Source organism: Streptomyces sp. NPDC008163 (assembly GCF_042956885.1).
Lineage (GTDB): Bacteria > Actinomycetota > Actinomycetes > Streptomycetales > Streptomycetaceae > Streptomyces > Streptomyces drozdowiczii_A.
The window spans coordinates 213,482-238,687 of record NZ_JBIBHG010000011.1 but is presented as its reverse complement, the minus strand read 5'-3'; the positions used below and the strand labels follow the sequence as shown (position 1 = coordinate 238,687).

32 protein-coding genes are annotated in these 25,206 nt (G+C 71.9%); 18 read left to right on the top strand and 14 right to left on the bottom strand.

Features of this window, described 5'->3' with window-relative positions; genetic code table 11:
* Positions 1–18: 18 nt before the first annotated feature.
* Entirely contained in the window at positions 19–1,446 is a 1,428-nt protein-coding gene (locus ACFZAT_RS24535; protein WP_391267077.1) for an MFS transporter, read from the bottom strand.
* Entirely contained in the window at positions 1,443–2,096 is a 654-nt protein-coding gene (locus ACFZAT_RS24530) for a WHG domain-containing protein (RefSeq protein WP_391267074.1), read from the bottom strand. Before ACFZAT_RS24530 ends, ACFZAT_RS24535 begins: the two co-directional genes overlap by 4 nt.
* Positions 2,097–2,220: 124 nt before the next feature.
* Here ACFZAT_RS24530 and ACFZAT_RS24525 point away from each other — a divergent pair, with 124 nt between their 5' ends.
* The 11 genes from ACFZAT_RS24525 (at position 2,221) to ACFZAT_RS24475 (ending at position 8,136) form a co-directional block, all read left to right on the top strand.
* A complete protein-coding gene (locus tag ACFZAT_RS24525) occupies positions 2,221–2,541 on the top strand; it encodes a gas vesicle protein GvpO (protein ID WP_391267072.1) in 321 nt (106 codons plus the stop codon).
* Between the two features lie 34 nt (positions 2,542–2,575).
* Positions 2,576–3,016 (top strand): gas vesicle protein GvpJ, encoded by a 441-nt coding sequence (locus ACFZAT_RS24520; protein ID WP_391267069.1) that lies wholly within the window; start codon positions 2,576–2,578, stop codon positions 3,014–3,016.
* Between the two features lie 3 nt (positions 3,017–3,019).
* A complete protein-coding gene (locus ACFZAT_RS24515; RefSeq protein WP_391267067.1) occupies positions 3,020–3,769 on the top strand; it encodes a GvpL/GvpF family gas vesicle protein in 750 nt (249 codons plus the stop codon).
* A 1-nt stretch (position 3,770) separates the two neighbouring features.
* Positions 3,771–4,025, top strand: a complete 255-nt coding sequence (locus tag ACFZAT_RS24510) for a gas vesicle protein GvpG (protein ID WP_391267064.1) — start codon at positions 3,771–3,773, stop codon at positions 4,023–4,025.
* A gap of 7 nt (positions 4,026–4,032) precedes the next feature.
* Positions 4,033–4,887: a histone protein gene (locus ACFZAT_RS24505; RefSeq protein WP_391267063.1), complete on the top strand. Its 855-nt coding sequence runs from the start codon at positions 4,033–4,035 to the stop codon at positions 4,885–4,887.
* A gap of 6 nt (positions 4,888–4,893) precedes the next feature.
* Positions 4,894–5,934 (top strand): SRPBCC family protein, encoded by a 1,041-nt coding sequence (locus ACFZAT_RS24500; RefSeq protein ID WP_391267062.1) that lies wholly within the window; start codon positions 4,894–4,896, stop codon positions 5,932–5,934.
* Positions 5,927–6,253, top strand: coding sequence for a gas vesicle protein GvpJ (locus tag ACFZAT_RS24495; RefSeq protein WP_391267061.1), 327 nt, complete (start codon positions 5,927–5,929; stop codon positions 6,251–6,253). The genes ACFZAT_RS24500 and ACFZAT_RS24495 overlap by 8 nt, the downstream gene beginning before the upstream one ends.
* A complete protein-coding gene (locus ACFZAT_RS24490) occupies positions 6,250–7,044 on the top strand; it encodes a GvpL/GvpF family gas vesicle protein (RefSeq protein ID WP_391267060.1) in 795 nt (264 codons plus the stop codon). Before ACFZAT_RS24495 ends, ACFZAT_RS24490 begins: the two co-directional genes overlap by 4 nt.
* A gap of 2 nt (positions 7,045–7,046) precedes the next feature.
* A complete protein-coding gene (locus ACFZAT_RS24485) occupies positions 7,047–7,274 on the top strand; it encodes a gas vesicle protein (RefSeq protein WP_073865453.1) in 228 nt (75 codons plus the stop codon).
* Entirely contained in the window at positions 7,271–7,549 is a 279-nt protein-coding gene (locus ACFZAT_RS24480; RefSeq protein WP_391267058.1) for a gas vesicle protein GvpK, read from the top strand. The genes ACFZAT_RS24485 and ACFZAT_RS24480 overlap by 4 nt, the downstream gene beginning before the upstream one ends.
* A gap of 137 nt (positions 7,550–7,686) precedes the next feature.
* The gene (locus ACFZAT_RS24475) at positions 7,687–8,136 is read left to right on the top strand and encodes an Asp23/Gls24 family envelope stress response protein (RefSeq protein WP_391267056.1); all 450 of its coding nucleotides are present in this window, start codon (positions 7,687–7,689) and stop codon (positions 8,134–8,136) included.
* Between the two features lie 3 nt (positions 8,137–8,139).
* Here the strand turns inward: ACFZAT_RS24475 and ACFZAT_RS24470 are convergent, their stop codons facing one another.
* Complete coding sequence (locus tag ACFZAT_RS24470; RefSeq protein WP_391267054.1) at positions 8,140–9,021, bottom strand: SigB/SigF/SigG family RNA polymerase sigma factor; 882 nt, start codon at positions 9,019–9,021, stop codon at positions 8,140–8,142.
* Positions 9,022–9,255: 234 nt separating this feature from the next.
* On the opposite strand from ACFZAT_RS24470, the gene ACFZAT_RS24465 reads away from it, so the two are divergent.
* Together ACFZAT_RS24465 and ACFZAT_RS24460 are read left to right on the top strand one after the other, a co-directional pair.
* Complete coding sequence (locus tag ACFZAT_RS24465) at positions 9,256–9,426, top strand: hydrophobic protein (RefSeq protein ID WP_391267052.1); 171 nt, start codon at positions 9,256–9,258, stop codon at positions 9,424–9,426.
* A gap of 122 nt (positions 9,427–9,548) precedes the next feature.
* Positions 9,549–10,742, top strand: coding sequence for a SpoIIE family protein phosphatase (locus tag ACFZAT_RS24460; RefSeq protein ID WP_391267049.1), 1,194 nt, complete (start codon positions 9,549–9,551; stop codon positions 10,740–10,742).
* A gap of 37 nt (positions 10,743–10,779) precedes the next feature.
* Here ACFZAT_RS24460 and ACFZAT_RS24455 read toward each other — a convergent pair whose 3' ends face one another.
* From ACFZAT_RS24455 to ACFZAT_RS24445, 3 genes are all read right to left on the bottom strand, one after another.
* Positions 10,780–12,816: a CocE/NonD family hydrolase gene (locus tag ACFZAT_RS24455; protein ID WP_391267045.1), complete on the bottom strand. Its 2,037-nt coding sequence runs from the start codon at positions 12,814–12,816 to the stop codon at positions 10,780–10,782.
* Positions 12,817–12,851: 35 nt separating this feature from the next.
* A complete protein-coding gene (locus tag ACFZAT_RS24450) occupies positions 12,852–14,165 on the bottom strand; it encodes an ATP-grasp domain-containing protein (protein ID WP_391267043.1) in 1,314 nt (437 codons plus the stop codon).
* A gap of 64 nt (positions 14,166–14,229) precedes the next feature.
* Positions 14,230–14,664 (bottom strand): hypothetical protein, encoded by a 435-nt coding sequence (locus ACFZAT_RS24445; RefSeq protein ID WP_391267042.1) that lies wholly within the window; start codon positions 14,662–14,664, stop codon positions 14,230–14,232.
* A gap of 169 nt (positions 14,665–14,833) precedes the next feature.
* Here ACFZAT_RS24445 and sigJ point away from each other — a divergent pair, with 169 nt between their 5' ends.
* The 3 genes from sigJ to ACFZAT_RS24430 all read left to right on the top strand — a co-directional run bounded on the left by sigJ (position 14,834) and on the right by ACFZAT_RS24430 (position 17,369).
* Positions 14,834–15,793: an RNA polymerase sigma factor SigJ gene (gene sigJ / locus ACFZAT_RS24440; RefSeq protein WP_391267041.1), complete on the top strand. Its 960-nt coding sequence runs from the start codon at positions 14,834–14,836 to the stop codon at positions 15,791–15,793.
* A gap of 35 nt (positions 15,794–15,828) precedes the next feature.
* Positions 15,829–16,593, top strand: coding sequence for a uracil-DNA glycosylase family protein (locus tag ACFZAT_RS24435; RefSeq protein ID WP_391267040.1), 765 nt, complete (start codon positions 15,829–15,831; stop codon positions 16,591–16,593).
* Between the two features lie 101 nt (positions 16,594–16,694).
* The gene (locus ACFZAT_RS24430) at positions 16,695–17,369 is read left to right on the top strand and encodes a DUF4232 domain-containing protein (RefSeq protein ID WP_391267039.1); all 675 of its coding nucleotides are present in this window, start codon (positions 16,695–16,697) and stop codon (positions 17,367–17,369) included.
* A gap of 25 nt (positions 17,370–17,394) precedes the next feature.
* Here the strand turns inward: ACFZAT_RS24430 and ACFZAT_RS24425 are convergent, their stop codons facing one another.
* Together ACFZAT_RS24425 and ACFZAT_RS24420 are read right to left on the bottom strand one after the other, a co-directional pair.
* Positions 17,395–18,018 (bottom strand): isochorismatase family protein, encoded by a 624-nt coding sequence (locus ACFZAT_RS24425; protein ID WP_391267038.1) that lies wholly within the window; start codon positions 18,016–18,018, stop codon positions 17,395–17,397.
* Between the two features lie 106 nt (positions 18,019–18,124).
* Positions 18,125–19,117 carry a DJ-1/PfpI family protein gene (locus tag ACFZAT_RS24420; RefSeq protein WP_391267036.1) on the bottom strand — a complete coding sequence of 331 codons (993 nt, stop codon included), beginning with the start codon at positions 19,115–19,117 and terminating at the stop codon, positions 18,125–18,127.
* A gap of 154 nt (positions 19,118–19,271) precedes the next feature.
* Between ACFZAT_RS24420 and ACFZAT_RS24415 the strand changes: the two genes are divergently transcribed.
* Positions 19,272–19,460: a DUF6381 family protein gene (locus ACFZAT_RS24415; RefSeq protein ID WP_391267035.1), complete on the top strand. Its 189-nt coding sequence runs from the start codon at positions 19,272–19,274 to the stop codon at positions 19,458–19,460.
* Between the two features lie 21 nt (positions 19,461–19,481).
* On the opposite strand, the gene ACFZAT_RS24410 is transcribed toward ACFZAT_RS24415, so the two are convergent.
* From ACFZAT_RS24410 to ACFZAT_RS24385, 6 genes are all read right to left on the bottom strand, one after another.
* Positions 19,482–19,889 (bottom strand): DUF6221 family protein, encoded by a 408-nt coding sequence (locus tag ACFZAT_RS24410; RefSeq protein ID WP_391267034.1) that lies wholly within the window; start codon positions 19,887–19,889, stop codon positions 19,482–19,484.
* Positions 19,890–19,957: 68 nt separating this feature from the next.
* Positions 19,958–20,404, bottom strand: a complete 447-nt coding sequence (locus ACFZAT_RS24405; RefSeq protein ID WP_391267033.1) for a nitroreductase/quinone reductase family protein — start codon at positions 20,402–20,404, stop codon at positions 19,958–19,960.
* A 116-nt stretch (positions 20,405–20,520) separates the two neighbouring features.
* Positions 20,521–21,234, bottom strand: coding sequence for a DUF4230 domain-containing protein (locus tag ACFZAT_RS24400; protein ID WP_391267031.1), 714 nt, complete (start codon positions 21,232–21,234; stop codon positions 20,521–20,523).
* Positions 21,235–21,313: 79 nt separating this feature from the next.
* Positions 21,314–21,829: a DUF664 domain-containing protein gene (locus ACFZAT_RS24395; RefSeq protein WP_391267028.1), complete on the bottom strand. Its 516-nt coding sequence runs from the start codon at positions 21,827–21,829 to the stop codon at positions 21,314–21,316.
* A 42-nt stretch (positions 21,830–21,871) separates the two neighbouring features.
* On the bottom strand, positions 21,872–22,654 hold the full coding sequence (locus ACFZAT_RS24390; protein ID WP_391267027.1) for a DUF4389 domain-containing protein: 783 nt from the start codon (positions 22,652–22,654) through the stop codon (positions 21,872–21,874).
* Between the two features lie 150 nt (positions 22,655–22,804).
* Positions 22,805–23,521 carry a VanZ family protein gene (locus ACFZAT_RS24385; RefSeq protein ID WP_391267026.1) on the bottom strand — a complete coding sequence of 239 codons (717 nt, stop codon included), beginning with the start codon at positions 23,519–23,521 and terminating at the stop codon, positions 22,805–22,807.
* 129 nt (positions 23,522–23,650) lie between these two features.
* On the opposite strand from ACFZAT_RS24385, the gene ACFZAT_RS24380 reads away from it, so the two are divergent.
* The gene (locus ACFZAT_RS24380) at positions 23,651–25,180 is read left to right on the top strand and encodes an SDR family NAD(P)-dependent oxidoreductase (RefSeq protein WP_391267024.1); all 1,530 of its coding nucleotides are present in this window, start codon (positions 23,651–23,653) and stop codon (positions 25,178–25,180) included.
* The last annotated feature ends 26 nt before the right edge of the window (positions 25,181–25,206 follow it).

Genomic DNA, 25,206 nt, shown 5'->3' with positions numbered 1-25,206 from the left:
GCGTGATCCTTCGGCAGCCTACTGGCGGTCGCCGCACCCCACGACGCGGGCGGGCGTTCGAGCGAGAGTTCGGCGCCGGGGCAGCAGCGACGCCGGGACCAGACCGAGCGCGGCGAGCGCCGCCACGGCGGGCAGCGCCCGGCCCAGGGCGAGATCCGTTACGGGCAGGAGCTGATGTCCCGGGCCGCCGAGGGCCGGAGGGGTGAGCGGCATCAGGCCGGCGGCGACGGCGATCCCGAGGGCGGGCCCCACGTTCATGGCGGTCTGTTTGAGGCCGCCGACCACCCCGGCGTACCCGGGCGGGGCGTCCCCGACGACGGTCCCGGTGGCGGTGACCATGACCGCGGTGAAGCCCGCCCCCAGCACCGCGAGGACGAGGCCGGTCTCCCACGCGGAACCCGGCCGGGAAAGGCCGAGGACGGCGAGGACGACGCACAGCTGGCCGGTGATCGCGGTGCGGCGCGGCCCGAACCGGCTGAGCGCTGCCGAGGCCACGGGCGCCCCGGCGATCATGAGCAGGGTCAGCGGCAGGCAGCGCAGTCCGGTGCTGAGCGGATCGAGGCCGAGCCCCTGCTGCAGGAAGAACGTGACGACGAACAGCGCCCCGAACAGTCCGCCGGAGGTGGTGAGCAGCAGCGCCATCGAGGCCGTCACGGGCACCGAGCGCGTCACGGTCGGCGGCACGACCGGCTGGGCGCTGCGGCGTTCGTACGCGACGAGCGCCGCCCCGATGAGCACGCTCAGCAGCAGCCCGAGCCCCGTCCGGGTGCCGGTCCATCCCTCGTCCGGGATGCCGGCCAGGGTGTGGACGAGGGTGGCGAGCGCGGCGGCGAGGAGGGCGCCGGCGGTGAGGTCGAACCGCCCGTCCGCGGGGCGCGGCACCTCCGGGGTCCGCACGGCGAGGGCGAGCGCGGCGATGGCGAGGGCGGCCGGGATGTTGATCAGGAAGACGGCGCGCCAGCCCCAGTGCGTGACGAGGACTCCCCCGAGCACCGGACCGGCCGCGGCGGCCAGCCCGATCGCGCTGGTCCGGAAGGCGACGGCCCGGCCGAGGCGGTCGGCCGGGTAGACCAGCCTGAGCAGGGCGAGGGTCGCCGGTTGCAGGAGCGCGCCGAACACCCCTTGGGCGGCGCGCAGGGCGATCACGAGGCCGATGCCCTGGGCGAAGGCGATGCCGGCCGAAGCGGCGCCGAAGCCGAGCACGCCGACGCAGAGCAGCCGCCGGTGCCCGTAGCGGTCCCCGAGCCGCCCGGCGATCACGAGGAGCGCGGCGACCGCGAGGAGGTAGGCGGTGCTCGTCCACTGGACCTGGGTGACGGTGGCCCCGAGGCCGACGCGCAGGTCCGGCTGGGCGACGAGCAGCACGGTGCCGTCCAGGGCGACGATCATCGCGCCCGCGACCGAGGCGAGGAGCGCGGCGCGGGGCCGTACGGCGGTGAGGGTCATGCGTCCGCCCGGCCGAGGTGGGCGTCGAGTGCCGCCGTGACGAGCGGATCCGGTCCCTCGCCCGCTCCGGGAAAGGCCAGTTGGAGGCTGCCGTTCGCGCGGAGGACGGCGATGCCGTGCAGGTTGGTCCAGAGGGCGGCCGCGGTCAGCGCCGGCGGCGGGGCGGAGGCGTACGAGGGTCCGTCGCCGTGTTCCGTGCGGTGGGCGCGGTCCTGGGCGACGAGTGCGACGAGCCGCGCGAACAACGGCAGGGTCGACTCGCGCAGGCGCGGCCCGGGCTCGTCCGCGTCACTCGCATGGGCCTCGCTGTCGAGCAGGTCGTGGCGGAACATCAGCTCGAACATGCCGCCGTACTCCGCCGCGTAGTCCAGGAACGCGTCGGCGAGGCCCCGCAGCTGGTCGCGCGGTGTCCCGGCTGCCTCGCCCGCCACCGCGAACCGGGCGGCGAGGTGGGCGAAGCCGCGCCGGGCGATGGCGGAGAGCAGGGCGTGGTGGGTCGGGAAGTAGCGGCGCGGGGCGCCGTGGGAGACCCCGGCGCGGCGGGCGATCTCGCGCAGGCCGAGCGACGCGGCCCCCTCGCTCATGACGAGCTCGACACCTGCGTCGATCAGGCGTTCCCGCAAGGAATCGGCTTGACGTGCTTGATCCATAGACACTGTCTACCAGACTCGCGTAGACAGTGTCTACACCTTGCGCCCGGCGCCACCGCGAGGCACGCACCCCGATGCCCCCGCCCAAGATGCGGGGACGGCGGGAGTGAGCAGACTGGGTCCCATGGCAGATCAGCGGCGCTCCCAGGCGGGAACCACGAAAACGGCGACCAAGCGGCGTGCCCCGTCCGCACGGGGCCCCGAGCACGCGGCCCGCGCTGCCATGCAGAGCCTGGAGGGTCTCATCGACCACCGCGCGGAGGGCGTGTCCGCCGTCCGGCGCACCGACGACGGCTGGTGCGTTGTCGTGGACGTTCTCGAAGTGCCCCGGATTCCGGACACCACGAGCCTCCTCGCCTCCTACGAGGTGCAGCTCGACCGGGCCGGTGAGCTCCTGGAGTACCGCAGGGTCCGCCGGTACCGCCGGGGCGCCGCCGACGAGTGAGCGGCGTCCACTCCCCTGCCGGAAGGACATTCCCATGACCGCGACCACCTACTCCGACGAAGTCGTCGCCTGCCCGCCGCGGGCCGGCACCCTGTACGACGTCCTGGAGCTGATCCTCGACCGGGGCATGGTGATCGATGTCTTCATCAGGGTCTCCCTGGTCGGCATCGAGATCCTGAAGATAGACGCGCGCATCGTCGTCGCGAGCGTGGACACGTATCTGCGCTTCGCCGAGGCGTGCAACCGGCTCGACCTGGAACGGGACTCCGGCAGCACCACGGTTCCGGAGCTGATCGGCGGCGGCGCCGCCAAGTCCATCGGCAAGCGGAAGGTGCGCAGGGCCGCCGAGTCGGTGGGCGACACCGTGCGCAAGGCGGTCGGCGGCGACGACGACGAGCCGGAGGAGGAGCGGCCGAGGAAGCGGCGGGCCCCTGCGCGCGACAGCGAGAGCCGGCGCCGCCGTGCGGAGGTGTGAGCGGTGACGGCCGACGGTGTGTACGTGTACGCGATCACCCGGGCCGGGACGGTGCTCCCGCCCGGGCAGGGCGGTGTCGGCGGCCCGCCCGCACGGCTGCGGACCGTCCGGCGGGGACGGCTCGCCGCGGTCGTCAGCGACGCTCCCCCGGACCTCCGGGCGCGCCGCCGCGATCTGCTGGCCCACCAGGATCTGCTGCTGCGCCTGATGGACGAGGGGCCCGTGCTGCCCATGCGGTTCGGCATGGTGGCCCCCGACCTGGACACCGTGGAGCGGCAGCTCGCCGCCGGTGAGCACGGCCATGTGGCGGCCCTGAAGCGGCTCGCCGGCTGCCACGAGATCAATGTGAAGGCCCTCGCCGCCGAGGGCGCGCTCGCCGATGTGGTCGCCGAGGACGGCACCGTACGCACGTTGCGGGAGGCTGCGCGGCGGCGTCCGGGTTACGAGGCGAGTCTGCGGCTGGGCGAGGCGGTGGCCGCCGCCCTCGCGCGGCGGGCCGGCGAGGCCGGGCGGCGGGTGCTTCGGGAGCTGACGCCCAGGGCCCGGGCGGTGGCGGCGGGCCCGGAGGTCCAGGGGTGCGCGCTCAATGTGTCGTTCCTGGTGGAGCGGGAGGCCGGTGACGCGTTCCTGGCCGAGGCGCGCCGGTTCGCGGCCGGGAACCGCGGCCATGTGGAGCTCCGCCTGGCCGGGCCGCTGCCGTGCTACAGCTTCGTCTCCGCCGAGGCCCGGCCGGTCCCCGTGGGCGGTGGCTGAGATGGGTCTCATCACCGGTCTGCTGACGCTGCCCGTCGCACCCGTGCGGGGGGTGGTGTGGGTGGCCGGGAAGCTGAACGACGCCGCCGAGCGGGAACTGCGCGACCCCCGCGTACTGCGCGCGCAACTGGCCGTACTCAACCAGGAGTTGGAGGCCGGAGACATCACGCTCGAGGAGTTCGAACGGGAAGAGGAGCGGCTGCTCGACCGGCTGCACGCCGTTCGGGCGGGCCGACTGCCAAACGATCGAAGGTGACGTGCTCATGGATGACGAGGCCAAGGTAGCGCTCGCAGCCGCGGTGGTCGGCGGTTACGTGCTGGGCCGGACCAAGAAGGGCCGCATGGCCCTGACCCTCGCGACCTACCTGGCGGGCCGGAGGTTCGGGCTCGAACCCCGCCAGCTCGCCGCCGAGGGCGTGCGCCGCCTCGGCGGTGTCCCCCAGGTCGCCGAGCTCCAGGAACAGCTGCGGGGCGAGGTCCTGGAGGCGGGTCGCAAGGCGGTGACGGCCGCGGCGAACCGCAGCATGTCCTCGCTGGCCGACGCGATCGGCGACCGCACCGCCCGGCTCTCCGAGGGCCGGGGCGAGGAGGACGAGGACCGGGACGAGTACGACGACGAACCGTACGAGGACGAGTACGACGACGCGTACGAAGAGGAAGAGGAACCGGAGGACGAGGAACCGGAGGAGGAGGAACCGGAGGAGGAGGACGAATCGTCCGAGGACGAGCCCTGGGACGACGGCGAAGGCGAGGAGTACGAGGAAGAGGACGAGTCCGCCGAGCCGCCCGCCGAGAAGGCACCGCCGAAGAAGGCACCGTCCAGGAGAACAGCCGCCAAGAAGGCGCCGGCGAAGAAGCAGGCCGCCAAGAAGTCCGCCCCGGCCAAGAAGGCGGCACCCGCCAAGAAGAGCGCGGAGAAGAAGCCCGCGGCGAAAAAGGCCGCACCCGCGAAGAAGGCGGCCCGGGCCAAGAAGGCGACGCCCAAGAAGGCCGCACCCGCGAAGAAGGCCGCGGCCAAGAAGACCGCCCCGGCGAAGAAGTCCGCGTCGAAGAAGACGTCGGCGTCCAAGTCGGCGTCCAAGCGGACCGCTTCCAAGCGCACCGACCGTCGGAGGTAGCGAGTCATGGCCAGGACAGATCAGGACGAGTCCGGAACGCAGGAGTCGGGTCTCGACCGGCTCCGCGAGGAGCTGTCGGGCTTCCTCAGCGCGAAGGTGGAGGACCTCACGGGCAAGGCGAGCGGCAAGCTGACGGATGTCGCACAGCAGCTCACCGACTCCGCGGGGGACGGCGGCTCCCTGCCCGCTGTGGCCTCCCGGGTCCTCCAGGGCGAATCGCCGCTGAAGTCGTTCGTCTCGGAAAAGGCCAAGGGCGTGAAGGACAACGTCACGGAGAAGGCCAAAGAGGCGTTCGGTGGTGGCAAGGGGAAGAGCAAATCGAGCGGTGGCGGCAAGTCGATGAACATCGTGGAAGTCCTCGACGTCGGTGTGCCGCTGCGTACGGCGTACGACTACTGGACCCAGTACGACCGCTTCAGCAGCTTCGCGAAGGGTGTCCAGGACGTCTCGACGGAGGATGAGGTCACGAGCGACTGGAAGGTCAAGATCGGGCCGTCCTCGCGCAGCTTCAAGGCGACCGTCCAGGAACAGATCCCCGACGAACGCATCGCCTGGACCTCGGAGGGCTCCAAGGGCACGACGCGGGGTGTCGTCAGCTTCCACGAGCTGACACCGAATCTGACCCGCATCATGCTGGTGGTCGAGTACTACCCGTCCGGCTTCTTCGAGAAGACGGGCAACCTCTGGCGGGCCCAGGGCCGCCGCATCCGCCTGGACTTCAAGCACTTCCAGCGCTACATCAGCCTCACCGACGAGGAGCCCGACGGCTGGCGCGGCGAGATCCGCGACGGCGAGGTCGTCGTCTCCCACGAGGACGCCGTGGCCGAGGAGGAGGAGTCCGAGGGCGGCGAGGAACAGCCGGAGGACGAGGAGTACGAGGACGAAGGCGGGGACGAGGAAGGCGACGAGGACGAGGACGAGTGGGAGGACGACGAGGAACCGGAAGAGGAACCGGAGGACGAAGAGGACGAGGAAGAGGAAGAAGAGGACGGCGAGGAGGAGCCCGCCCCGAGCAGGCGGCGCGGGCGGAGGTCCCGTCGTGACTGATCTCGACTTCCGGCAGGACGCCGCCTACGCACCCGCCGGCCCGCACACGACCAACCTCGCCGACATCCTCGAACGCGTCCTGGACAAGGGCATCGTCATCGCCGGTGACATCAAGATCGACCTGCTGGACATCGAACTGCTCACCATCCGGCTGCGCCTGTTCGTCGCCTCCGTCGACACGGCGAAGAAGGCCGGGATCGACTGGTGGGAGACCGATCCCGCGCTCAGTTCGCACGCGGCACGCAACGCGCTGCAGGACGAGAACCGGGAGCTGCGGGCCCGCCTGGACGCCCTCGAGTCACAGGCGTCCGAGTCATGACCGAGGACGTCCGCTCGCCCGCGGGCGCCCGCGCCGTGTACGTCTACGCCGTGTGCCGCACCGAGGTGCGGCCGGATCTCACCGGCCCGGCAGGCGTCACGGACGGGAGCCCGCTGCGCACCCTGCCCCTCGGCCCCGCGCTCACCGCGGTCGTCCAGACCGTGCGGGCGGCGGACTTCACCGACGAGGCATGGCAGGCCCGGCTGGCCGACGAGCCCGAACTCGAACGGTACGCACGGGCCCATCACGACGTCGTGTGCGCGATGGCCGCCCGGTACCCGACGGTGCCCCTCCCGCTGGCCACGCTGTACCACGACGAGGAGCGGGCCCGGGCGGCGCTGACCAAGGAGGCCCGGCGCTTCCACGCCGCGCTGGAACGTACGGCCCACCACTCCGAGTGGGGTGTGAAGGTGTACGTGGCCGACGCACCGGCCCGGGAGGCGCCCGAGGCCGGCCCGCAGCGGCCCGCGCCCGGAGCCGGCCGCGCCTACCTCGACCGGAAGCGGAATCTGCGGGACCGGCGTGAACGGCACCGGACGGACGGCCTGCGCATCGCGGAGGTGGTGGACGCGGACGTGAGCGGCCTGGCCACCGCCTCGCGCAGGCTGCCCTCCCACTGTGCCCGGGTGCCGGACGACCGGCGCGTCCAAGTACTCAACGCCACGTATCTGGTGGCGCAGGACCGAGCGGCGGAGCTGGCGCGGCTGGCGCAGAGCCTGCGCGAGCGGACCGGGGCGCAGGTCGAGCTGTCGGGGCCCTGGGTCCCGTACTCCTTCGTCGGAGAGGTGTAGAGGTGGAGCGCTCCGTCGTGCCCTGGGACGAACCGGAACCCCTGAGCGGGCCGATCGGGGTGCCCCTGGTCGATCTGCTGGACCGGGTGCTTGCGACCGGGGTGGTCATCAGCGGGGACCTGGTCATCGCGATCGCCGACGTGCCTCTCGTACGCCTGTCGCTGCACGCGCTGCTGTCCTCGGTGAGCGAGCGGGTCCCGGCGCCCTGGGCGGACGGCGGGCCACTGTGACGGACGCACGGGTCGAGCTGGAGTCCGGCAAAGTGGGCCAGGACCTCGTCACGCTGGTGCTCACCGTGGTGGAGCTGCTGCGCCAGCTGATGGAGCGCCAGGCGATCCGGCGCATCGACGAGGGTGAACTCACCGAGGAGCAGACCGAGGAGATCGGCACGACCCTGATGCTCCTGGAGCAGCGGATGACGGAGCTGTGCGCGCAGCACGGAGTGCGTCCCGAGGATCTCAATCTGGACCTCGGGCCGCTGGGGACGCTGCTGCCGCGCGACTGAGCCGGCCGAGGTTTCCCCGGGTGCGGCGATCACCCGAATGGCGGGGGCGCGGGAGCCGGAGGAAAGTGGAAGGGAGGGCGGAACGGCTTCCGCCGGGCAGCCCTCCCCCACTCCACCTCTCTCTGTGCGAGGAACTCATGGCGACCAACGAAAGCGGCGGCACCACGCTGGACGGCGGTGCGGCGGGCACGCGAGGGACGACGACCATCGCGGACAGCGTGGTGTCGACCATCGCCGGTATCGCGGTACGGGAGACCGACGGGGTCTATTCCGTCGGCAAGGGCCCTTCGCGGGCCATCGGAGCCGTCAGGGACAAGGTCTCCCGCTCCAGTGACCCGGGGCGGGGCGTCAAGGTGGAGGTCGGCGAGAAGGAGACCGCCATCGACGTCGACATCGTCGTGGAGTACGGCGCCCCCATCCTGGACACCGCCCGCAGCCTCCGTAACAACGTCACGGACGCCGTCGAGACGATGACCGGTCTCGATGTGGTCGAGATCAACATCAATGTCAACGACGTCCATGTGCCGGGTTCGGACGACGACGAGGACGAGGACGAGTCGTCCACGCGCACGTCGCGCGTCCAGTAGGCCCTAGTCCTCGGTGAGGATGCCCGCGCGGAGCTTGCCCAGAATGCGGGCGATCAGCCGTGAGACATGCATCTGGGAGAGACCGAGGCGTTCACCTATCTGGGACTGCGTCATCTCCTCTCCGAAGCGCATCTGGACGATGGCGCGTTCCCGCTCGTCCAGGGTCTCCAGCAGGGGTGCCAGGGCGTGCAGGTTCTCGACCAGCTCGATCCCCGGGTCGCACTCGCCGGTGATGTCCGCATGGGTGCGGCTCACCCCGCTGGGGCTGTCGGACTCCGCCCCGTCGAGGGGCACGTCCAGCGAGTGTGCGGTGTAGCCGTTGGAGGCGACCAGGCCCTCGATGACGTCCTCCTCGCTGATGCCGAGGCGTTCGGCGAGTTCGGCGACGGTGGCTTCGCGGCCGAGCGAGGTGGCCAGTTCTTCCTTGGCTTTCGCCAGGGTGACCCGGAGTTCCTGGAGCCGTCGGGGCACATGAACGGACCAGGTGGTGTCGCGGAAGAAGCGCTTGATCTCACCGACGATATAGGGAATGGCGAACGAGGTGAATTCGACTTCCCTGGTGAGTTCGAAGCGGTCGATGGCCTTGATGAGCCCGATGGTGCCCACCTGGATGATGTCCTCCATCTGCCCGTTGCCGCGGTTGCGGTAGCGGGCCGCGGCGAAGTGGACCAGGGTGAGGTTCATCTCGATGAGCGTATTGCGGGCGTACTGGTACTCCGCAGTGCCTTCTTCGAGGGTCTGCAACCGGTCGAAGAACAGCTTGCTGAGTTCCCGGGCGTCCTTGGGCGCGACCTTCAACGGGTCTGCGATCTCCGGGAGTTCGGCCGGCGCACCTGTCTTGGTCCCCGGCACCTGGGCAGATACGGATGTCGGCATGGCGATCATTCCTTCCATCGGACAGCGGCTGCTTACGCATGCGCGAAGCAGCGACTACCCGGAGCCATGCGTTCCACACACCCGTGCGGCAAGATCCTTGGCAGGTGTGTCACCTGACGTGGTCTCCGCACCTGGGCACCGGCATCGTGGAATCCCCTTCCCGCTCCACCTCCGGAAAGTCGGGGCTCTTTCAGGAATACAGGCGGAGGGCCGGGGCATCCGATGCTTCGGAGGTTGATACCCATGGTTCCCGTGATTCTGGTTCTTCTGCTTGCGCTCATTCTCTTCGGGGCGGGTTTCGCCCTGAAGGCCCTGTGGTGGATAGCCATCGCCGTCCTGGTGGTGTGGCTGCTCGGGTTCGTCGTCCGCCCGGCGGGCAGCGGTGGAAAGCGAGGCCGCTGGTACCGCTGGTAGATCTGACCGGGCGATACGTCGAAGCGGCACATAAAGTGAGGGCGGCCGGGAAATTCCCGGCCGCCCTCACTTTTCCGTATGGCTTTCGGTGCGTACACATCTGCCGGACGGGTGATATCCCCATGACACACTCCCCCACCAGTGACGGCGAGCGGCTGCTGCACGAGTTCCTGGCGGAGGTGCACGCGACCGCGCCGACCGATCTACTGGCTCTGGTCAACCGGTACGCGGGTCTGCTGGGCCTGCGCCGGGTGGAGATCTACATCGTCGACCTTCAGCAGCAGCGCCTCTCCCCGCTCTCGGGCGAGGCGCAGCTCGATGTGGACGCGTCCCTGGCCGGTTCGGCCTTCCGCTCCCTGGCCCTGCGTGTCGAGACGACGGACACCGAGACGCTGGTCGCGTGGCTGCCTCTGGTGGACGGGGTGGAGCGGCTGGGTGTCATCGGCGTGCAGGTGGACGCGTTGGACCGGACGCTGCTCGAACGGTGCGCGAGTCTGGCGTCCGTCCTGGCGATGGCGATCACGTCGAAGCGCGCGTTCAGCGACCGGTTCGTCCAGCGGGCGCGTACGGAGACGATGACGCTTCCCGCCGAGATGGTGCGGACCCTGCTGCCGCCGCGCGCGGTGGGTGAGGACCGGGCGCTGTCCACGGCGGTGCTGGAACCGGCGTACGAGCTGGGCGGCGATGCCTTCGACCACTCGCTGACGGAGTCGACGCTGCACGCGGTCATCCTCGACGCGATGGGGCACAACCTGGCGTCCGGGCTGACCAGCGCCATCGCGGTGGCCGGCTGCCGCAGCGCCCGGCGCAAGGGGTCGGGGCTGCGGGAGCTCGTCAGGACGGTGGACGACGCGCTGGCGGAGTGGCTGCCCGACCAGTTCTGCACCGGCATCGCCCTGCAACTGGACATGTCCAGCGGCATCCTGAGCTGGATCAACTGCGGCCACCCGCCGCCGCTGCTGATCCGCGAGAACCGCGTCCTGGACAACGCGCTGGACCGCCCCGGCGAACCGCCGCTCGGCACCCCGGGCAAGATCTGCGAGGCGGAACGGGTGGTCCACGAGGTGCCCCTGCTGCCCGGTGACCGGATCCTGCTGTACACGGACGGGGTGACCGAGGCCCGCATGGCGGACGGCACCCAGTTCGGCCTGAACCGCTTCACGGCCTCGGTCATCCGCGCCACGGCCGCCGGTGAGCCCGCGTCGGAGGCCCTGCGGCAGCTCATCCACTCCATCCGCGAGTACCAGCACGACCGGCTGACCGACGACGCCACGATCATGATGCTGGAGTGGCGCCCCAGCCCCCGGGAGTCCTAGGGGGTGTCTTGCCGATCAGGGCCGGGTCCGCTCACGGTCAGAGGTTCGACCTCGGCACGCTCTCGTTCCAGGTGCGGGAGAAGACCCGCCGGCCGTCCTCGTAGCCGTCGAGCGTGGCGTCCACGTGGAACGCGGTGTCGTCCGAGGTCAGCAGGGTGCGGGTCTCCACGCGTACGTCCCAGTCGGTACGCCGGAATCGCATGGTCCATGCGGACTCGCCGCTCACCGATCCGAAGTCGTCCGCGACGGAGGTGTACTTCTCGCAGGCCCGCAGCCCCACCTCGATGCCGTTCTCCTCGAACCGCTGGATGCCCCGGTCCTTCACGATGTCGAGCACGGAGCGGTAGTCGACCAGGTTCCTGGAGACGTTCCACGCCTGTTCGGGTTCGGTGAGCCGGCTGACCTCGGGCGGCGCGCACCCCTCCGGCTCACCGAAGGGCACCTCGGGCATCCCGTCCGCCACCCCGGCCGGGCGGACGGGCAGCGTGAGGCGGCTGCCGCTCTCGTACACGCTCAGACAGGAGGGCGCGGCGGCCGGCCAGACCAGCGGCCAGTACGAGGTGGAGAGCGAGAGGCGGATGCGGTGGCCCGCCGGGAAGACCTGGGCGACCCCGTTGAGCGGGACCCGCACCTGGTACGCCTCGCCGGGCTCCAGGGGTTCGGGCCGGTCCGCGCCGGAGCGGTGGGCGAGGTTGAGCACGCCGTAGGTGACCCGGGTCGCCCGGCCGTCCGGTGCCACGTCGGAGAGCCGCACCGCGACCTGCCCGGTCTCGCGGGACGAGGAGACGAGCAGGTCCACCGAGGGCGCGCCCAGGATCTCGACGCGTTCGGGCAGCGGCGCGGTCTCGAAGACCAGGGAGCCGCCGTCCTCCTCGCGCTGGTCGTAGGGCAGGTCCGGCGGGGCGTTGTACGAGGCCCACTTTCCGGCGAACTGCCCGACGGACAGCGGGGATTGCACGGTGTGGACGCGCTCCGGCACCTCGGTAGCCGGGTCCTCGTCGCCGCGGACGATGCCTCGGTCGCGGAGCGCGTACGGCACCTCCTCGATCTGCGGGGACGGCCAGCTCGGCTCCCCCACCCAGCGGCCGGGCCGTTCCTGGTAGGAGGTGGAGGGGGGCACGCTCTCCTGCATCCAGGCGCGGATCATGGGCCCGTCCATGACGCCGTTCTCGACGCCCTTGAGCCAGTGGTCCCACCACCGTACGACCTCCTGGAGGTAGCCGATGGCCGGGCCGGGCTCGCCGAGGTGGGGCAGCTTGTGCGACCAGGGCCCGATGAGGCCCTTGCGCGGGACGTCGACGCGGCTCAGGAGCCGGGTGACGGCGTTGGAGTAGCCGTCGGCCCAGCCGCTGGAGGCGAGTACGGGGCAGCGCAGCGCCTGGTAGTCCTCGCTGAGCGAGGCGTGCCGCCAGTAGTCGTCGCGTTCCTGGTGGCGCAGCCATTCGAGGACCCAGGGGCGGGCGGAGTCCAGCCGTTGGTGCCACATGTCCCGCCAGCGGTCGCCGACGGCCTCGGGGTCGGGCGGGCAGGTGGCGTAGGCGAACATGGTGCCCGCCTCGGCCAGGTTGTCGGAGAGCATCGCACCGCCGACGTAGTGCATGTCGTCCGCGTACCGGTCGTCCGTGAAGGAGGCGATGACGATGGCGCCGAGGCTCGGCGGGCGGCGGGCGGCGACCTGGAGCGCGGCGAACCCGCCCCAGGAAATGCCCATCATGCCGGTCTTGCCGTCGCACCAGGGCTGTTCGGCGAGCCAGGCGAGGACCTCCTCGGCGTCGCGCTGTTCGCGTTCCAGGTATTCGTCCAGCAGGACGCCCTCGGACTCGCCGGTGCCCCGCACGTCCACGCGTACGCAGGCGTAGCCGTGGCCCGCGATGTAGGGGTGGTGGATCGCGTCGCGGGTGGAGGTCAGGTCGTTCTTGCGGTACGGGATGGCCTCCAGGATCGCCGGGACCGGTTGGCGGTCGGAGGTGACGGGCCGCCAGATCCTCGCCGACAGCCGGACCCCGTCCGACATGGTGATGGTGACGTGGTCCTGCTGGCTGACCTCGTACGGCAGTCGGTCGACGTGTCGCATACCTGTACTCTGCTCCTTACTCTTCGCGGCTTTGTTCACGACGCCTTGACGTCGCGGCCGCCCGGTGCGGTGTCCTCGAAGGTGAGGCCGAGCGCGGCGACGCACTGGTCGAACTTGCGCCGCAGGCCCTCCTCGTCGTCCGCTCCGGTGAAGATGTGGGCGATCTCGTAGCTGTAGCTGTCCTGCTGGGGGACGGTGGAGAGCTTCTGGCCCTCGGACGGCACCATGTCGATGCGTACACCGGGTATCTCGCGCTCGATGGCGGCGATCCGCTCCGGGGTGGGGACCTCGTGGACCGTTCCCTCGCCGAACCACCGGTAGTACCACTTGGCGGCCATGCGGTACGGGCCGTCGCCGCCGGGCACCACGGGGTTCTCACCGAGGGCGAGGCGGATCATCCGGTGGTGGTTGGGGACGCCGTCGACGTAGTGGAAGAGCTCCGCGTGGGACTGGGAGTGGCGCGGGTTGATCTCCAGCAGGCTGACCCGGCCGGTCTTCGGGTCGTAGAAGTACTCGATGCTGAACGTGGCCGCGTCCATGCCGATCTGGCGGATGGTCCGCTCGCTGACCTCGTGGAGCTGGTGGACCACCGCCGGGGGCAGGGTGCTCGGGTACTGGTGGCGCAGGAAGCACGGGGAGTCGGGGTAGTTGATGGAGTCGAGCACCCCGTAGACGGTGACCTCGCCGTCGTTCGCGTAGCCCTCGACGGCGACCTGGATGCCGGTCATGGCCTCCTCGGCGAGGCAGACCTGCCCGCCGACCCCCTCCATCTCGGGCGGCAGGTCGAGGAGTTCCAGCACCTCTTCGAAGGGTTTGCCGACCCTGCCGATGCCTTTGCGTATGGTCTCCACGGCCACTCGGAACTCCGTCATGTCGGCCACGCCGTAGGCGAGTTCCGAGGAGTAGGCGAGGGCGGGCTTGAGCCACATGGGGAAGCCGACGCCCTCGGGCGGCTGCGGGTCGTCGCTGTCGAGGTCGACCCGTCCGAAGCCGGGCAGGGCGTCGGTGACCTTCTTCTGTTCCAGCCGGCTCCAGTACTTGTGCTCGCACTTGACGACGGATTCCAGGCTGGTGGTGCGGGTGCCGTACGCGCGGCCGAGCATCGGCACGAGCGTGCTGACGGGGAAGTCCCAGTATCCGACGATCGCGTCGATGGTGCCCTCGTGGGCGTCGAGCACCGTACGCGCCCGGTCCATCAGGTCCGCGACCGAAACCTCGCCTCCCTGCAACTCCTCGATGGTCAGCAGGGGGTGGAACCGGTAGCCGGCGGCGTCGGGGACGGCGTTCAGAGTCGGCAGGTTCGCCTCGTCCAGGCCGAGCACGAAGATGTTCTTGCGCTGTGGGGACATGCGTCGTCCTTTCGTGGGGTCCCCGGCGCGTACCCCCCATCAGCAGGATCAATGGCCGCCCCTGCTATCCCCCGGCCGCCCGGCGCAGCATCCTGGTGAACACCGCGTGGCCGAGTGCGACCGTGCTCAGGCCGAACATCAGGACGCCCAGCGGGACATGCCACGCCGCCGCGTGGGCGATGCCCAGCACCACCTGTACCGAGGCGAGTACGAGAAAGCCGGTCGCGCAGAGGATGGGGCGGGGCGATCCGCCGCCCGGCCGCCACGCCAGGACCGCCGCGAGGACGTACAGCATCGTCGCGCCGTACATCACGCGGGCGCCGATACCGTGCAGGGTCTCGCCGTAGGAGGTGGAGAGCAGCAGTCCCGCGGTGACCGCCTGGAAGAAGACGGCCAGGGTCTGCAGGGCGAGGGAGACCTCGACGAACGTGGTCCGGCCCGGGGCCGCCGCCCTCACGGGGGTGGTCCTGCTCGGTGCTGCCGTCGTCGGTGCGGCCATGACGCGGTCCTCTCTTCTGCCTCGCGGCGGTGGATCGGTACTGTCCCGACGGTCCGACGACGTGGATCCACGGAATGTGAGGCCGCCGGCGGCCTCACATTCCGGCGCGCTGTTCCGTCGGACCGTCAGCAGCGGAAACGCACGACGGCAACCAGGGGCGGTCACGTACATGAGCACACCTTCCGAGCCGGACCTGAGCGCCGTCATCGGCGAGCGGCGGCAGCTGATGAACCTCGCGTACCGGATGCTCGGTTCGGTCGCCGAGGCGGAGGACGCGGTACAGGAGACGTACGCCCGCTGGTACGCGATGTCACCGGAGCAGCGCGACGCCATCGCGTCGCCCGGGGCGTGGCTGACGACGGTGGCCAGCCGGGTCTGCCTCGACGTGCTGGGCTCGGCGCGGGTCAGGCGGGAGCGTTACGTCGGCGAGTGGATACCGGAGCCGCTGCCGGACCGCTCCGAGTGGGTCGGCAGCCGGGCCGACGGAGGCCGCGACGACCGGACGGACCCCGCGGACCGGGTCACCCTGGACGAGTCCGTGAACATGGCCTTCCTGGTGGTCCTGGAGGCCATGACCCCGGCCGAGCGGGTGACGTTCGTCCTGCACGACGTGTTCCGGTACCCCTTCGCGGAGGTGGCGGACATCGTCGGCCGCAGCGCCCCGGCCTGCCGACAGCTCGCCGCTTCGGCCCGCCGCCGCGTCCGGGAGGCCCGCGCCGAGGCGGTCCCGGCGACCGGACAGGCGGCTCTGGTGCGGGCGTTCAAGGGCGCGTGGGAGGCCAAGGACATCGGGGCGCTCATCGGCCTCCTCGACCCGGAGGCCGCGATGATCACGGACGGCGGCGGCCTGGCCGGAGCGGCCCTGCGCCCGGTCGAGGGCGCCGAGCGGGTCGCCCAGTACCTGGTCCACTTCGCGGACAAGGTGCCCGAACTCCTCCTGCTGGAACGCACGGTGAACGGCCGGCCCGGTCTGGTCGCCCAGCACGCCGGGATCACGGTCACCGTGGCCGCGTTCGGCCTCGCCGGGGAGCGGGTGCACCGCATCTGGGCGGTGCGCAACCCGGAGAAACTGCGCCCCTGGCCCGGGCACGGCGGATCGGGGGCGGCGGATCGGTCGTGGGGCGGTTAGGCCGGCCGTCCGTTCCGCTGGGTACGCTCGTTTCGATGAGCGATGACTACCCGGCACGGGCCGCCGCCCGCTCCCGGACGCTGTCCGGGCTGGACGGGCGGCTCGTCGCGTGCCGGGCCTGTCCCCGCCTCGTGGAGTGGCGGGAGGAGACCGCCCGGATCAAGCGGCCCGCGTACCGCGACTGGGAGTACTGGGCGCGTCCCGTCCCCGGCTTCGGGCCCCCCGACGCCTCCCTGGCCGTCACGGGGCTGGCGCCCGCCGCGCACGGCGGGAACCGGACGGGAAGGATGTTCACCGGCGACCGGGCCGGGGACCTGCTGTACGCCACGCTGTACGAGCTGGGGCTGGCCTCCCGGTCCACGGTGACGGACCTGGCGGACGGGCTCGAACTGTACGGGGTCCGGGTGACGTCCCCCGTGCACTGCGCGCCGCCCGCCAACCGCCCCACGCCGGGCGAGCGGGACACCTGCCGGCCGTGGCTGGCCCGGGAGCTCCAGTTGCTGCGGCCCACGGTGCGGTCGGTCGTCGTGCTCGGGGGCTTCGGCTGGCAGGCGACCCTGGCCGCCCTGGAACGGGCCGGGTGGCAGATCCCCCGGCCCCGGCCGGTGTTCGGCCACGGCGCCCGTACGGCGCTGCGACCGGCCGACGGCGTGGACGGCCCGCTGACGGTGTTCGGCTGCTACCACGTCAGCCAGCGCAACGTCTTCACCGGCCGGCTCACCCCGGCGATGCTCCGCGAGGTGCTGGCCGAGGCGGCCGAGGCGGCGGGGCTGCCGGTGGTCCGGCCGGAGCCGGAGTGACCGGGCCGGTGAACGGCGTTCTTCGGGGCGGTTCGCCGCCCCACGGGATTTTTTGCCAGATCATCAGATTGGGATCACAGAAAATCGAGCAGGCGCCCGTTATGGGCACACTTTCTCGCACCACCACTCGTACGCTCCGCCGCCGCCTTCTCGTGCCCGTCGCGATGATGTCGTTCGCCCTCGTCGCGGCGGGCTGCAACGACGACGGCTCCGGATCGGAGGACGCGGCCTCCCCCGCGGCCCACGCCGGGACCACGGGCCCCGCGCAGTCCTCACCGCAGCCGTCCGACCCGGCCTCCTCGCCCCCGGAGACGGCACCGTCCTCCCCCGCCGCGTCCGACGACTCCGGCGCGTCGTCCGGGGCGGACGCCGCCGGTCCGGCGCGGTGCACGGCCGAAGGGCTGGGCATGAGCGTGAAGCAGGGCGACGGGGGCGCCGGGCAGGTCTACTACGAGCTCACGTTCGTGAACAAGTCCGGGCACTCCTGCACCCTGAACGGCTTCCCCGGCGTGTCCCTGATCCAGCGTGACGGCCAGGTCATCGGCGCCCCTGCCAAGCGCGACGGCGCCTCGCACGGGGCGACGGTGCTGGCCACCGGCAAGACGGCGCACGTCGTGCTGCACACGCTGAACCAGGGCATCGCGGACGGCGGCTGCTGGAAGCAGGGCGCCTATCTGCGGGTGTACCCGCCGGGCTCCAAGGAGGCGCTGACCCTGCGGGACCCGCAGATCCGCGTCTGCGGCGACCGCTTCACGACCACGTCGGTCGAGCGCTGACCTCCCGGCCCGGCGGGCGTCGCCGTCAGGCCGGGATGTCGTCCACCGTGGGGGCGACCGGCGCGAACAGGTCGCCTATGGCGGTGAGCGCGGCGGTCTTGAGCGCGCTCGCCGCCACCACCGTGCCGTCGGGCGCGGGCAGGCTGCGGGTGGCCGTGGCCTCCGCGACGACGGCGGGCCGGTAGCCGAGGTTGAACGCGCCCTGGGCGGTGTGCGTGACGCACATGTGGGCCATGAACCCGGCGAGCACCAGGTCCTTGCCGCTGCCGGGCTCCGCGCCCAGGGCGGTGAGGGTCTTCTCCAGCTCCGTGCGGTGGAAGGAGTTCGGGAACTGCTTCACGACCACCGCCTCGTCCTCCCGGGGCGCCACCTCGTCGCTGAGGGCGCCGATGTGCTCGCGGATGTCGTACGGGGAGCCCTCGCCGCCGTCGTGGATGACGTGGACCACCGGGGTGCCGGCGGCCCTGGCCCGCTCCAGCAGCCGGGCGCAGGCCGCGACGGCCTCCTCGGCGCCCTCCAGGGCCATGACGCCGGTGCGGTAGGTGTTCTGGACGTCGATGAGGATCAGGACGGATTCGCTCAGCCGGGGCAGCCGGGCGTCGAGGCCGGAGACCTCGCGGAGGGTCGCGGAGGGCTGGTTCGTGGTCATGGTGGTGCCTTTCTCGGGTTGTCGGTAGGACTTTTCGGGCGTTGGCAGCAGGTTTTCGGGCAGGGCGAAGCCGTTCGCCGTGCCCAGTGGGGTGTGTCCGGAGCGGTCAGGCCGCGTGGGTGCGGAAGCTGCGGCGGTAGGCGGCCGGTGTGGTGGCGATCTGCCGCCGGAACACGCGGTGCAGGGTCTCCGTCGACCCGAGCCCGGTGGCGGACGCCACCCGGTCGAGCGGGTCGTCGGTGGTCTCCAGGAGGCGCCGGGCCGCCTCGACGCGGGCGGACTCCACATAGGCGGCCGGCGACACACCGGTCTCCTGTTTGAAGACCCGGGCGAAGTGGCGCTCGCTCAGGCACATCCGCGCCGCGAGCACGGGCGCGGACAGGTCCTGGTCGAGGTGGTCCGCGATCCACAGCCGCAGCGCGTCGATCTCGCGCCGTGAGGCGGCCGGTCTGCTCAGGGGAACGGAGAACTGACTCTGGCCGCCCTGCCGCTTGAGGTACATCACCAGCTGGCGCGCCACGGCGAGCGCGGTGTCCTCGCCCAGGTCCTCGGCCACCAGGGCGAGCGCGAGGTCCAGGCAGGCGCTGATGCCGGCCCCGGTCCACACCCGCCCCCGGTCGGCGCGGACGAAGATCGGGTCCGCGTCCACCGTGACCTCCGGGTGCGCGGCGGCGAGCTGGGCGGCGGTCGACCAGTGGGTGGTCGCCGTCCTGCCGTCCAGGAGCCCGGCGGCGGCCAGCAGATGTGCGCCGACGCACACGGACGCCACCCGGCGGGCGTGCGGGGCGGTCTCCTTCACCCAGGCCACGATGTCCGGGTCGATCCGGGCGACGGGCCCGTCGTCGGTCACGTCGACCGCGCCGGGCACCAGCAGGGTGTCGACCTCCCGGCCCACCTCGCCGAAGGTGAGGTCGGCCAGCAGCCGCACCCCCGCCGAGGTCCGGACCTCGCCCGCCTCGGGACCGGCGAGCCGGACCTCGTAGCGGTCGCGGCCCTCGGACACCCTGTTGGCCAGGGCGAAGACCTCGGCGGGGCCTGAGACGTCGAGGAGATCGACGCCGGGGAAGACCGCGATGACGACGCGGTGTGCGGTGGACATGACTCCATCCTGCTCAACCGCACCGGTGGCCGCAATGACGGTTCCCTGTCACATTCGGACACCGGCGGGACCGGCCCCCGCGTTCGGGATGCGGGCGTGCGGGCGCCCTGGTTCGCTGAGATGGACGGCTCTCCGACGAGAACCTGGAGTGATCATGAGCGTTGCGGACGAGACCGGCGGCCGGGCCGAGCGCATCCGGGCGAAGGCCGAGGAGATGCGGGAGACCGCGGAGCGCACAGCGGACCCGCGGGAGCGGCGGCGTCTCCAGGACAAGGCCCGCCGGCTCCAGGAGCGGAGCGACCAGGTGAGCACCAGGGGCGACCACGGGACGAACGCGCTCTGAGCCGACGGGCCCGCCGCCTGTCTACTGGGTGAACCGGGGCAGCCACTTCACCAGGTAGTCGGGGTGGCCCGCGTTCTCGGCGGCCAGCTGCCGGACCACGAAGCCCAGGCCGAAGGCCCGGCCGGACGCGAAGTCGCGCTCCGGGCGGTCCACGTCGAGCGCGGCGACCTCGGCGTACTCGTCCAGGAGGACCCGGTGGGTCTCGATGCGCTGGAGCGTCCGGGCCGGGTCCTGGCGGACGATGTGCCGGTCGTAGGCGTGGCCGTGGGTACGCAGGGTGAAGGCGATCGCGCCGCCCCGGTCGTGGATCTCGCCGGGCTTCTCGGCCGGGCAGCGCCAGGCGTCGCCGCCGGCCGCCCGCGCGAGGTCCTCTTCCTCGTCGAGGCGCGCCCTGACGAAGGCGACGAGGTCGGAGTTGTCTGTCGTCATCTGGTTTCGCATCCTTCCGCTCGGCCCCACCCCCTGGGGGCCGAGCTGGACACTATCCCGAGGGCGCGTCAGTGGCTCCCGTCCACCGGCTCCAGTACGAAGACGGGGATCTGCCGGTCCGTCTTCTTCTGGTAGTCGGCGTAGTCGGGGAACGCCTCGACCGCGCGCTCCCACCACTGCTCCTTCTCCGCGCCGGTGACCTCACGGGCCGTCATGTCGCTGCGCACCGGGCCGTCCTGGAGTTCGGCGCGGGGTTCGGCCTTGAGGTTGTGGTACCAGACGGGGTGGGTCGGGGCGCCGCCCTGGGAGGCGACCACCGCGTACCGGCCGTCGTGCTCGACGCGCATGAGGGGCGTCTTGCGGATCTTGCCGCTCCTGGCGCCCACGGTGGTCAGCACGATGACGGGCATGCCGCGCATCGTCGTCCCTTCCGTGCCGCCCGAGCTCTCGTACTGCTCGACCTGGTCGCGAACCCACTGGGAGGGGCTCGGCTCGTACTCGCCCTGGAGAGGCATGCGTTCTGTCCCGTCGTCGGTCTGTCCGGCCGTGGCGCAGGGTCGGCCGCGGCATCTCATCATGGCTTCAACGACTTCTGCCGCCGGGGTAATCCGCCCCGGCCGTCGTGTCGCGGTCAGGAACCGCTGGTGCCCTCGGTGCCGTAGCTGACCGTGACCTGCTCGAAGCCCAGGGATTCCAGCAGTCCCTTGAGCATCGCGGTGGTGTTCTTCTCGGCGCGCTCCGCCAGACCGCTCTCCTTGGCCGCGTCGCCGATGTGCAGTGCGGCCAGCTTGTTGACGGCCTGTTCGCTGCCGGGATTGTCGGAGAAGAAGTCGCCGAGCCGGTCGAGGAGGCCACGCTGCTTGGACACCGCGTAGGAGCGGTCGGGGTCGAGCGCCGGCTTGCCCAGGACCGCGTGCGGGAGGCGGATCTCGGCGGTGGTGCGGTCCTTGTTCACGACCACTCCCCCGCTCGTCACCCGTCCGAGGTCGACGTAGGCGGACACGGTGCCGGCGCCGACGTACAGCGTGCGGCTGCCCCGGATCACGTCGGGGACGTACTTGGTGTCCTTCTCCAGGTCGACCACGACCTGGAAGCTGCCGGCCGCGGCCTCGTACCTGCTCATGTCCTGGATCGACTTGAGCACGGCGGGGCCCGAGCGGTCGTGGGTCTCCTCGCCGAAGATGTCGCCCAAACCGGGCAGCAGGCTGAGGCGGGTGCCGAGGAACAGCAGGGCGAGCGCGGCCGCGACGAGGGCGGCCGCACGGCCCCAGCGACGGCGGCGCCGGCCGTCGTCGGCCGGGCCGGGCTTCGTGGACGGTTCTGTCGCCGAGTCGGTGGAGGTCATACGATCCGTATGACCCGGGCGGCCGGGTTCACGCAGGGCGAACCGGCCCGGGACCGTTCCCGGGCCCCTCGCAGGCCCCTCAGTCCCCGGTGACCCCGTCCAGCCGCTCCCGCACCAGGTCGGCGTGGCCGATGTGGCGCGCGTACTCCCCGATCATGTGGACGTGGACGAGGCGCAGCGAGTACACCTCCCCGTCGTGGGTGAAGGTGTCGTCCAGCGAGGCGCCGGCGACGATCTCGTCGGCGAGGCGGCACTCCTCGACCAGCCGGGCGTAGTCCTCGGCGGCCGTGGCGGGGTCCAGGTCCTCGAAGTCCGCGTCCTTGCCCTTGGCGGGGTCGTACAGGGGCTCCAGGTCCTGCCCGGCGAACCGCTGCCGGAACCAGGTGCGTTCGACCTTGGCCATGTGGCGTACGAGCCCCAGCAGGGACAGGTTCGACGGCTCCACCGTACGTTCGGCGAGTTGTTCACCGGTGAGCCCGGCGCACTTGCGCAGGAGGGTCGAGCGGAACCAGCCGAGATAGCCGGTGAGCATCTCGCGTTCGGCGGCGACGAGCGAGCCGGGCGTACGGGTGGCTGAGGGTGCGGTCCAAGTCATCCGGCGATCATGCACCCTGGACAGCTGTTCGCACGAGCCGTTTTACGCGCGCAGGCTGTAGTCGTCGCCGTCCGAGCCGGAGCGGGTCACGGACGTCGTGGCGCCGCCGACGAGCCCGAGGACCAGGAAGAGGACCACCAGCGCCTTGCCCGCGCCGCCCATGACCAGTGGCCTGGTGGCGGAGCGCGGCTGTCCCCGCGGTACGGAGAGGTCGTCGTCGCCGAAGAGTCCCTTGGGGTAGGCGGGGCTGAGCAGGGAGAAGTAGGCGGAGACCCGCATCTCGTAGCGCAGGGTGGCCGCCGTGGCCTCGAAGAGCGGGCGGGGCATGCGGCCCAGGATCAGGGTGATGAGCCACCACAGGACGGCCAGGACGGACCACCCGGATGTGGCGAGCCCCTGCACGATCGCGGCGGGAATGACCAGGATCAGCCGGAAGAAGACGGCGAGCCTGTTCAGCCGCGTGGGGCGGACGTCGATGCGGACGGGGTGGTCCGGCGGCTGCGACAGGCTGAACGGCGGGTAGCGGTCGACGAGGAGCATGGCGCTCGCGCCGACCCGGGTCCGGTAGGCCAGGACCTGGGCGAGGAAGCGGTAGACGGGTCCGGGCAGCCGGCCGAGCGCCAGGGCGGCGAACCAGCCGAACACGACAGTGAAGAAGGCCGCGATCTCCAGGAAGAACAGCACGACGAGGTGCGGGATCAGCAGAAGGAGCCGGAAGAAGACGGTGAGCCGTCGCTGACGGGCGGGCTCCACGACGTCCAGCACGGGCCGGAACTCGTCGGCGTCCCCGGCGCGCGGCCCCGGGCTCCACTGGGCGTCCGTCATATCGCTCCTCCTCGGCGGTGACCGCGCCGGGCCCGCGATCCTGGCCACCGGGCGCCGGTACGCGGCACTCCCGGTGGCCTTCCACCGTCGGCCCCCCGGACACGGTCCGCAATCGGCCACGGGCCGATCGGGTAGCCGTGCCGCCGCAGGTCAGCGCTTGCGAGGACGGCCGCGCGCGGCCCGGCGGCGGACGCCGTGGCGCAGCCGCGACCAGGCCGTCGAGGACCGCCCGGTGCGTCCGGTCGCCGCTTTCGGGCGGGGAGCCGTCCTGGTGCCGGGCGCGGTCCTCGTCCCGGGCTCGGCCTTCGCACGCGGGGCCGCCTTCGTACGGGGTTCGGCCTTCGGGCGGTCCGGCTCGGGCTCCGGGTCCTCGGCGAGGACGTGGTAACGATGGCTCAGGCGCCGCCCCACGAAGAGATAGGCCAGCAGCGCGCCCGCCGTGTTGAGGATGACGTCGTCCACGTCGAAGGCGCGCCCCCGTACGATCGCCCCCTGCACCAGTTCCACCAGGACGATGACCACCACGGTCAGCACGAACATGCGGAGCATCCGGAGCCGCCGCGGGACGAGGATGGGCAGCAGGATGCCGAAGGGCATGCCCAGCACCAGGTTGCCGCCGGCCTGCTTGCACGCCGCGAGGAACGTGTAGTCCTCGGCGTACTGCCGCAGCGAGCGGCCCGGGTGCAGGTTCGACTTCACGAGTTCCTCGGAGGCGGGCGACGGGGTGAGCGTCACCTTCGCCAGCACCACCGAGAATGCGACCATGGCCACGAAGGCCAGTACGAGGATGGAGACGCGCAGCAGGAGCCGCCCCCATCCCTTGCGCCGGGCCGAACCGCTCCGAGGTCTTGCCGCCACTGCGTCCATGGGCGACGGATGCCCCGCGAGCGCCGGACCACACCCCCGCGCCGTGCGGGGCGGGCCCACCGGCGTCAGACTGGTCGCGGCGGGCCGGTCGCGCGGGCCCGGCGCATCCGGATCCGATGCGGAGGTCTCATGACGGGCGATCACGCCAACGCACCCCTGAACTGCCTGGTCACGGGCGCCAGCGGCTACATCGGCGGCCGCCTGGTCCCGGAGCTGCTGGCGGCCGGGCACCGGGTGCGGTGCCTGGCCCGCACCCCGGAGAAGCTGCGCGACCAGCCCTGGGCCGGCGACGTCGAGACCGTACGCGGCGATGTCACGGACGCGGCCTCGCTCGCCCCGGCGATGGACGGCATCGACGTGGCGTACTACCTGGTGCACGCGTTGACGACCGGGGCCGGCTTCGAGGAGACCGACCGGCGGGCCGCCACCGCCTTCGCGGAGCAGGCGCGGGCCGCAGGGGTCGGCCGCATCGTCTATCTGGGCGGCCTCGCCCCCGAGGACGTGCCCGAGCGGGAGCTGTCGCCGCATCTGCGCTCCCGGGCCGAGGTCGGGCGCATCCTGCTGGACTCCGGCGTGCCGACGACCGCGCTGCGGGCGGCCGTGATCATCGGCTCGGGCTCCGCCTCCTTCGAGATGCTGCGCTATCTCACGGAGCGGCTGCCGGTGATGGTGACGCCGAGCTGGGTGTCGACCCGCATCCAGCCGATCGCCGTGCGCGATGTGCTGCGCTATCTGGTGGGCAGCGCCCGCATGCCCGGGGACGTCAACCGCACGTTCGACATCGGCGGCCCCGACGTCCTCACGTACCGGGACATGATGCAGCGTTACGCGGAGGTGGCGGAGCTTCGGCACCGGCTGATCCTGCCCGTGCCGATGCTGTCACCGGGCCTTTCCAGCCACTGGGTCGGGCTGATCACGCCCGTGCCCGCGTCGATCGCCCGGCCGCTCGCCGAGTCCCTGCGGTACGAGGTGGTGTGCCGGGAGCACGACATCGCGGGGTACGTCCACGACGGCGCGGGGCAGCCGTTCGCCTTCGACACGGCGCTGCGCCTGGCCCTGCAACGGATCCGGGAGGCCCGGGTCACCACCCGGTGGTCGTCCGCCTCGGTGCCGGGCGTGCCCAGCGACCCGCTGCCCACGGACCCGGACTGGGCGGGCGGCAGCCTGTACGAGGACGTGCGGGAGCGCGAGGTGAACGCGTCGCCGGAGGCTTTGTGGCGGGTGGTGGAGGGCATCGGCGGGGAGCACGGCTGGTATTCGTTCCCGCTGGCCTGGGCGGTGCGCGGCTGGCTCGACCGGCTGGTGGGCGGGGTCGGCCTGCGGCGCGGCCGGCGTGACACGGACCGGCTGCGGGTGGGCGACTCGCTGGACTTCTGGCGGGTCGAGGAGATCGAGCCGGGGCGCCTGCTGCGGCTGCGGGCCGAGATGCGGCTGCCGGGCCCGGCCTGGCTGGAGATGTACGTGGAGCGGGACGGTGAGGGCCGCTCGCGCTACCGGCAGCGCGCCCTGTTCCATCCGCGCGGGCTGCTCGGCCACGCGTACTGGTGGAGCGTCTCGCCGTTCCACGCCGTGGTGTTCGGCGGGATGGCGCGCAACATCGCGCGGGCGGCGGAGAACCGGACGTCACCCGAACGGGCGGTACCGGCGGTGTCGCCCTGACCGGTGCGTCCCGGGGCGGCGGGGTA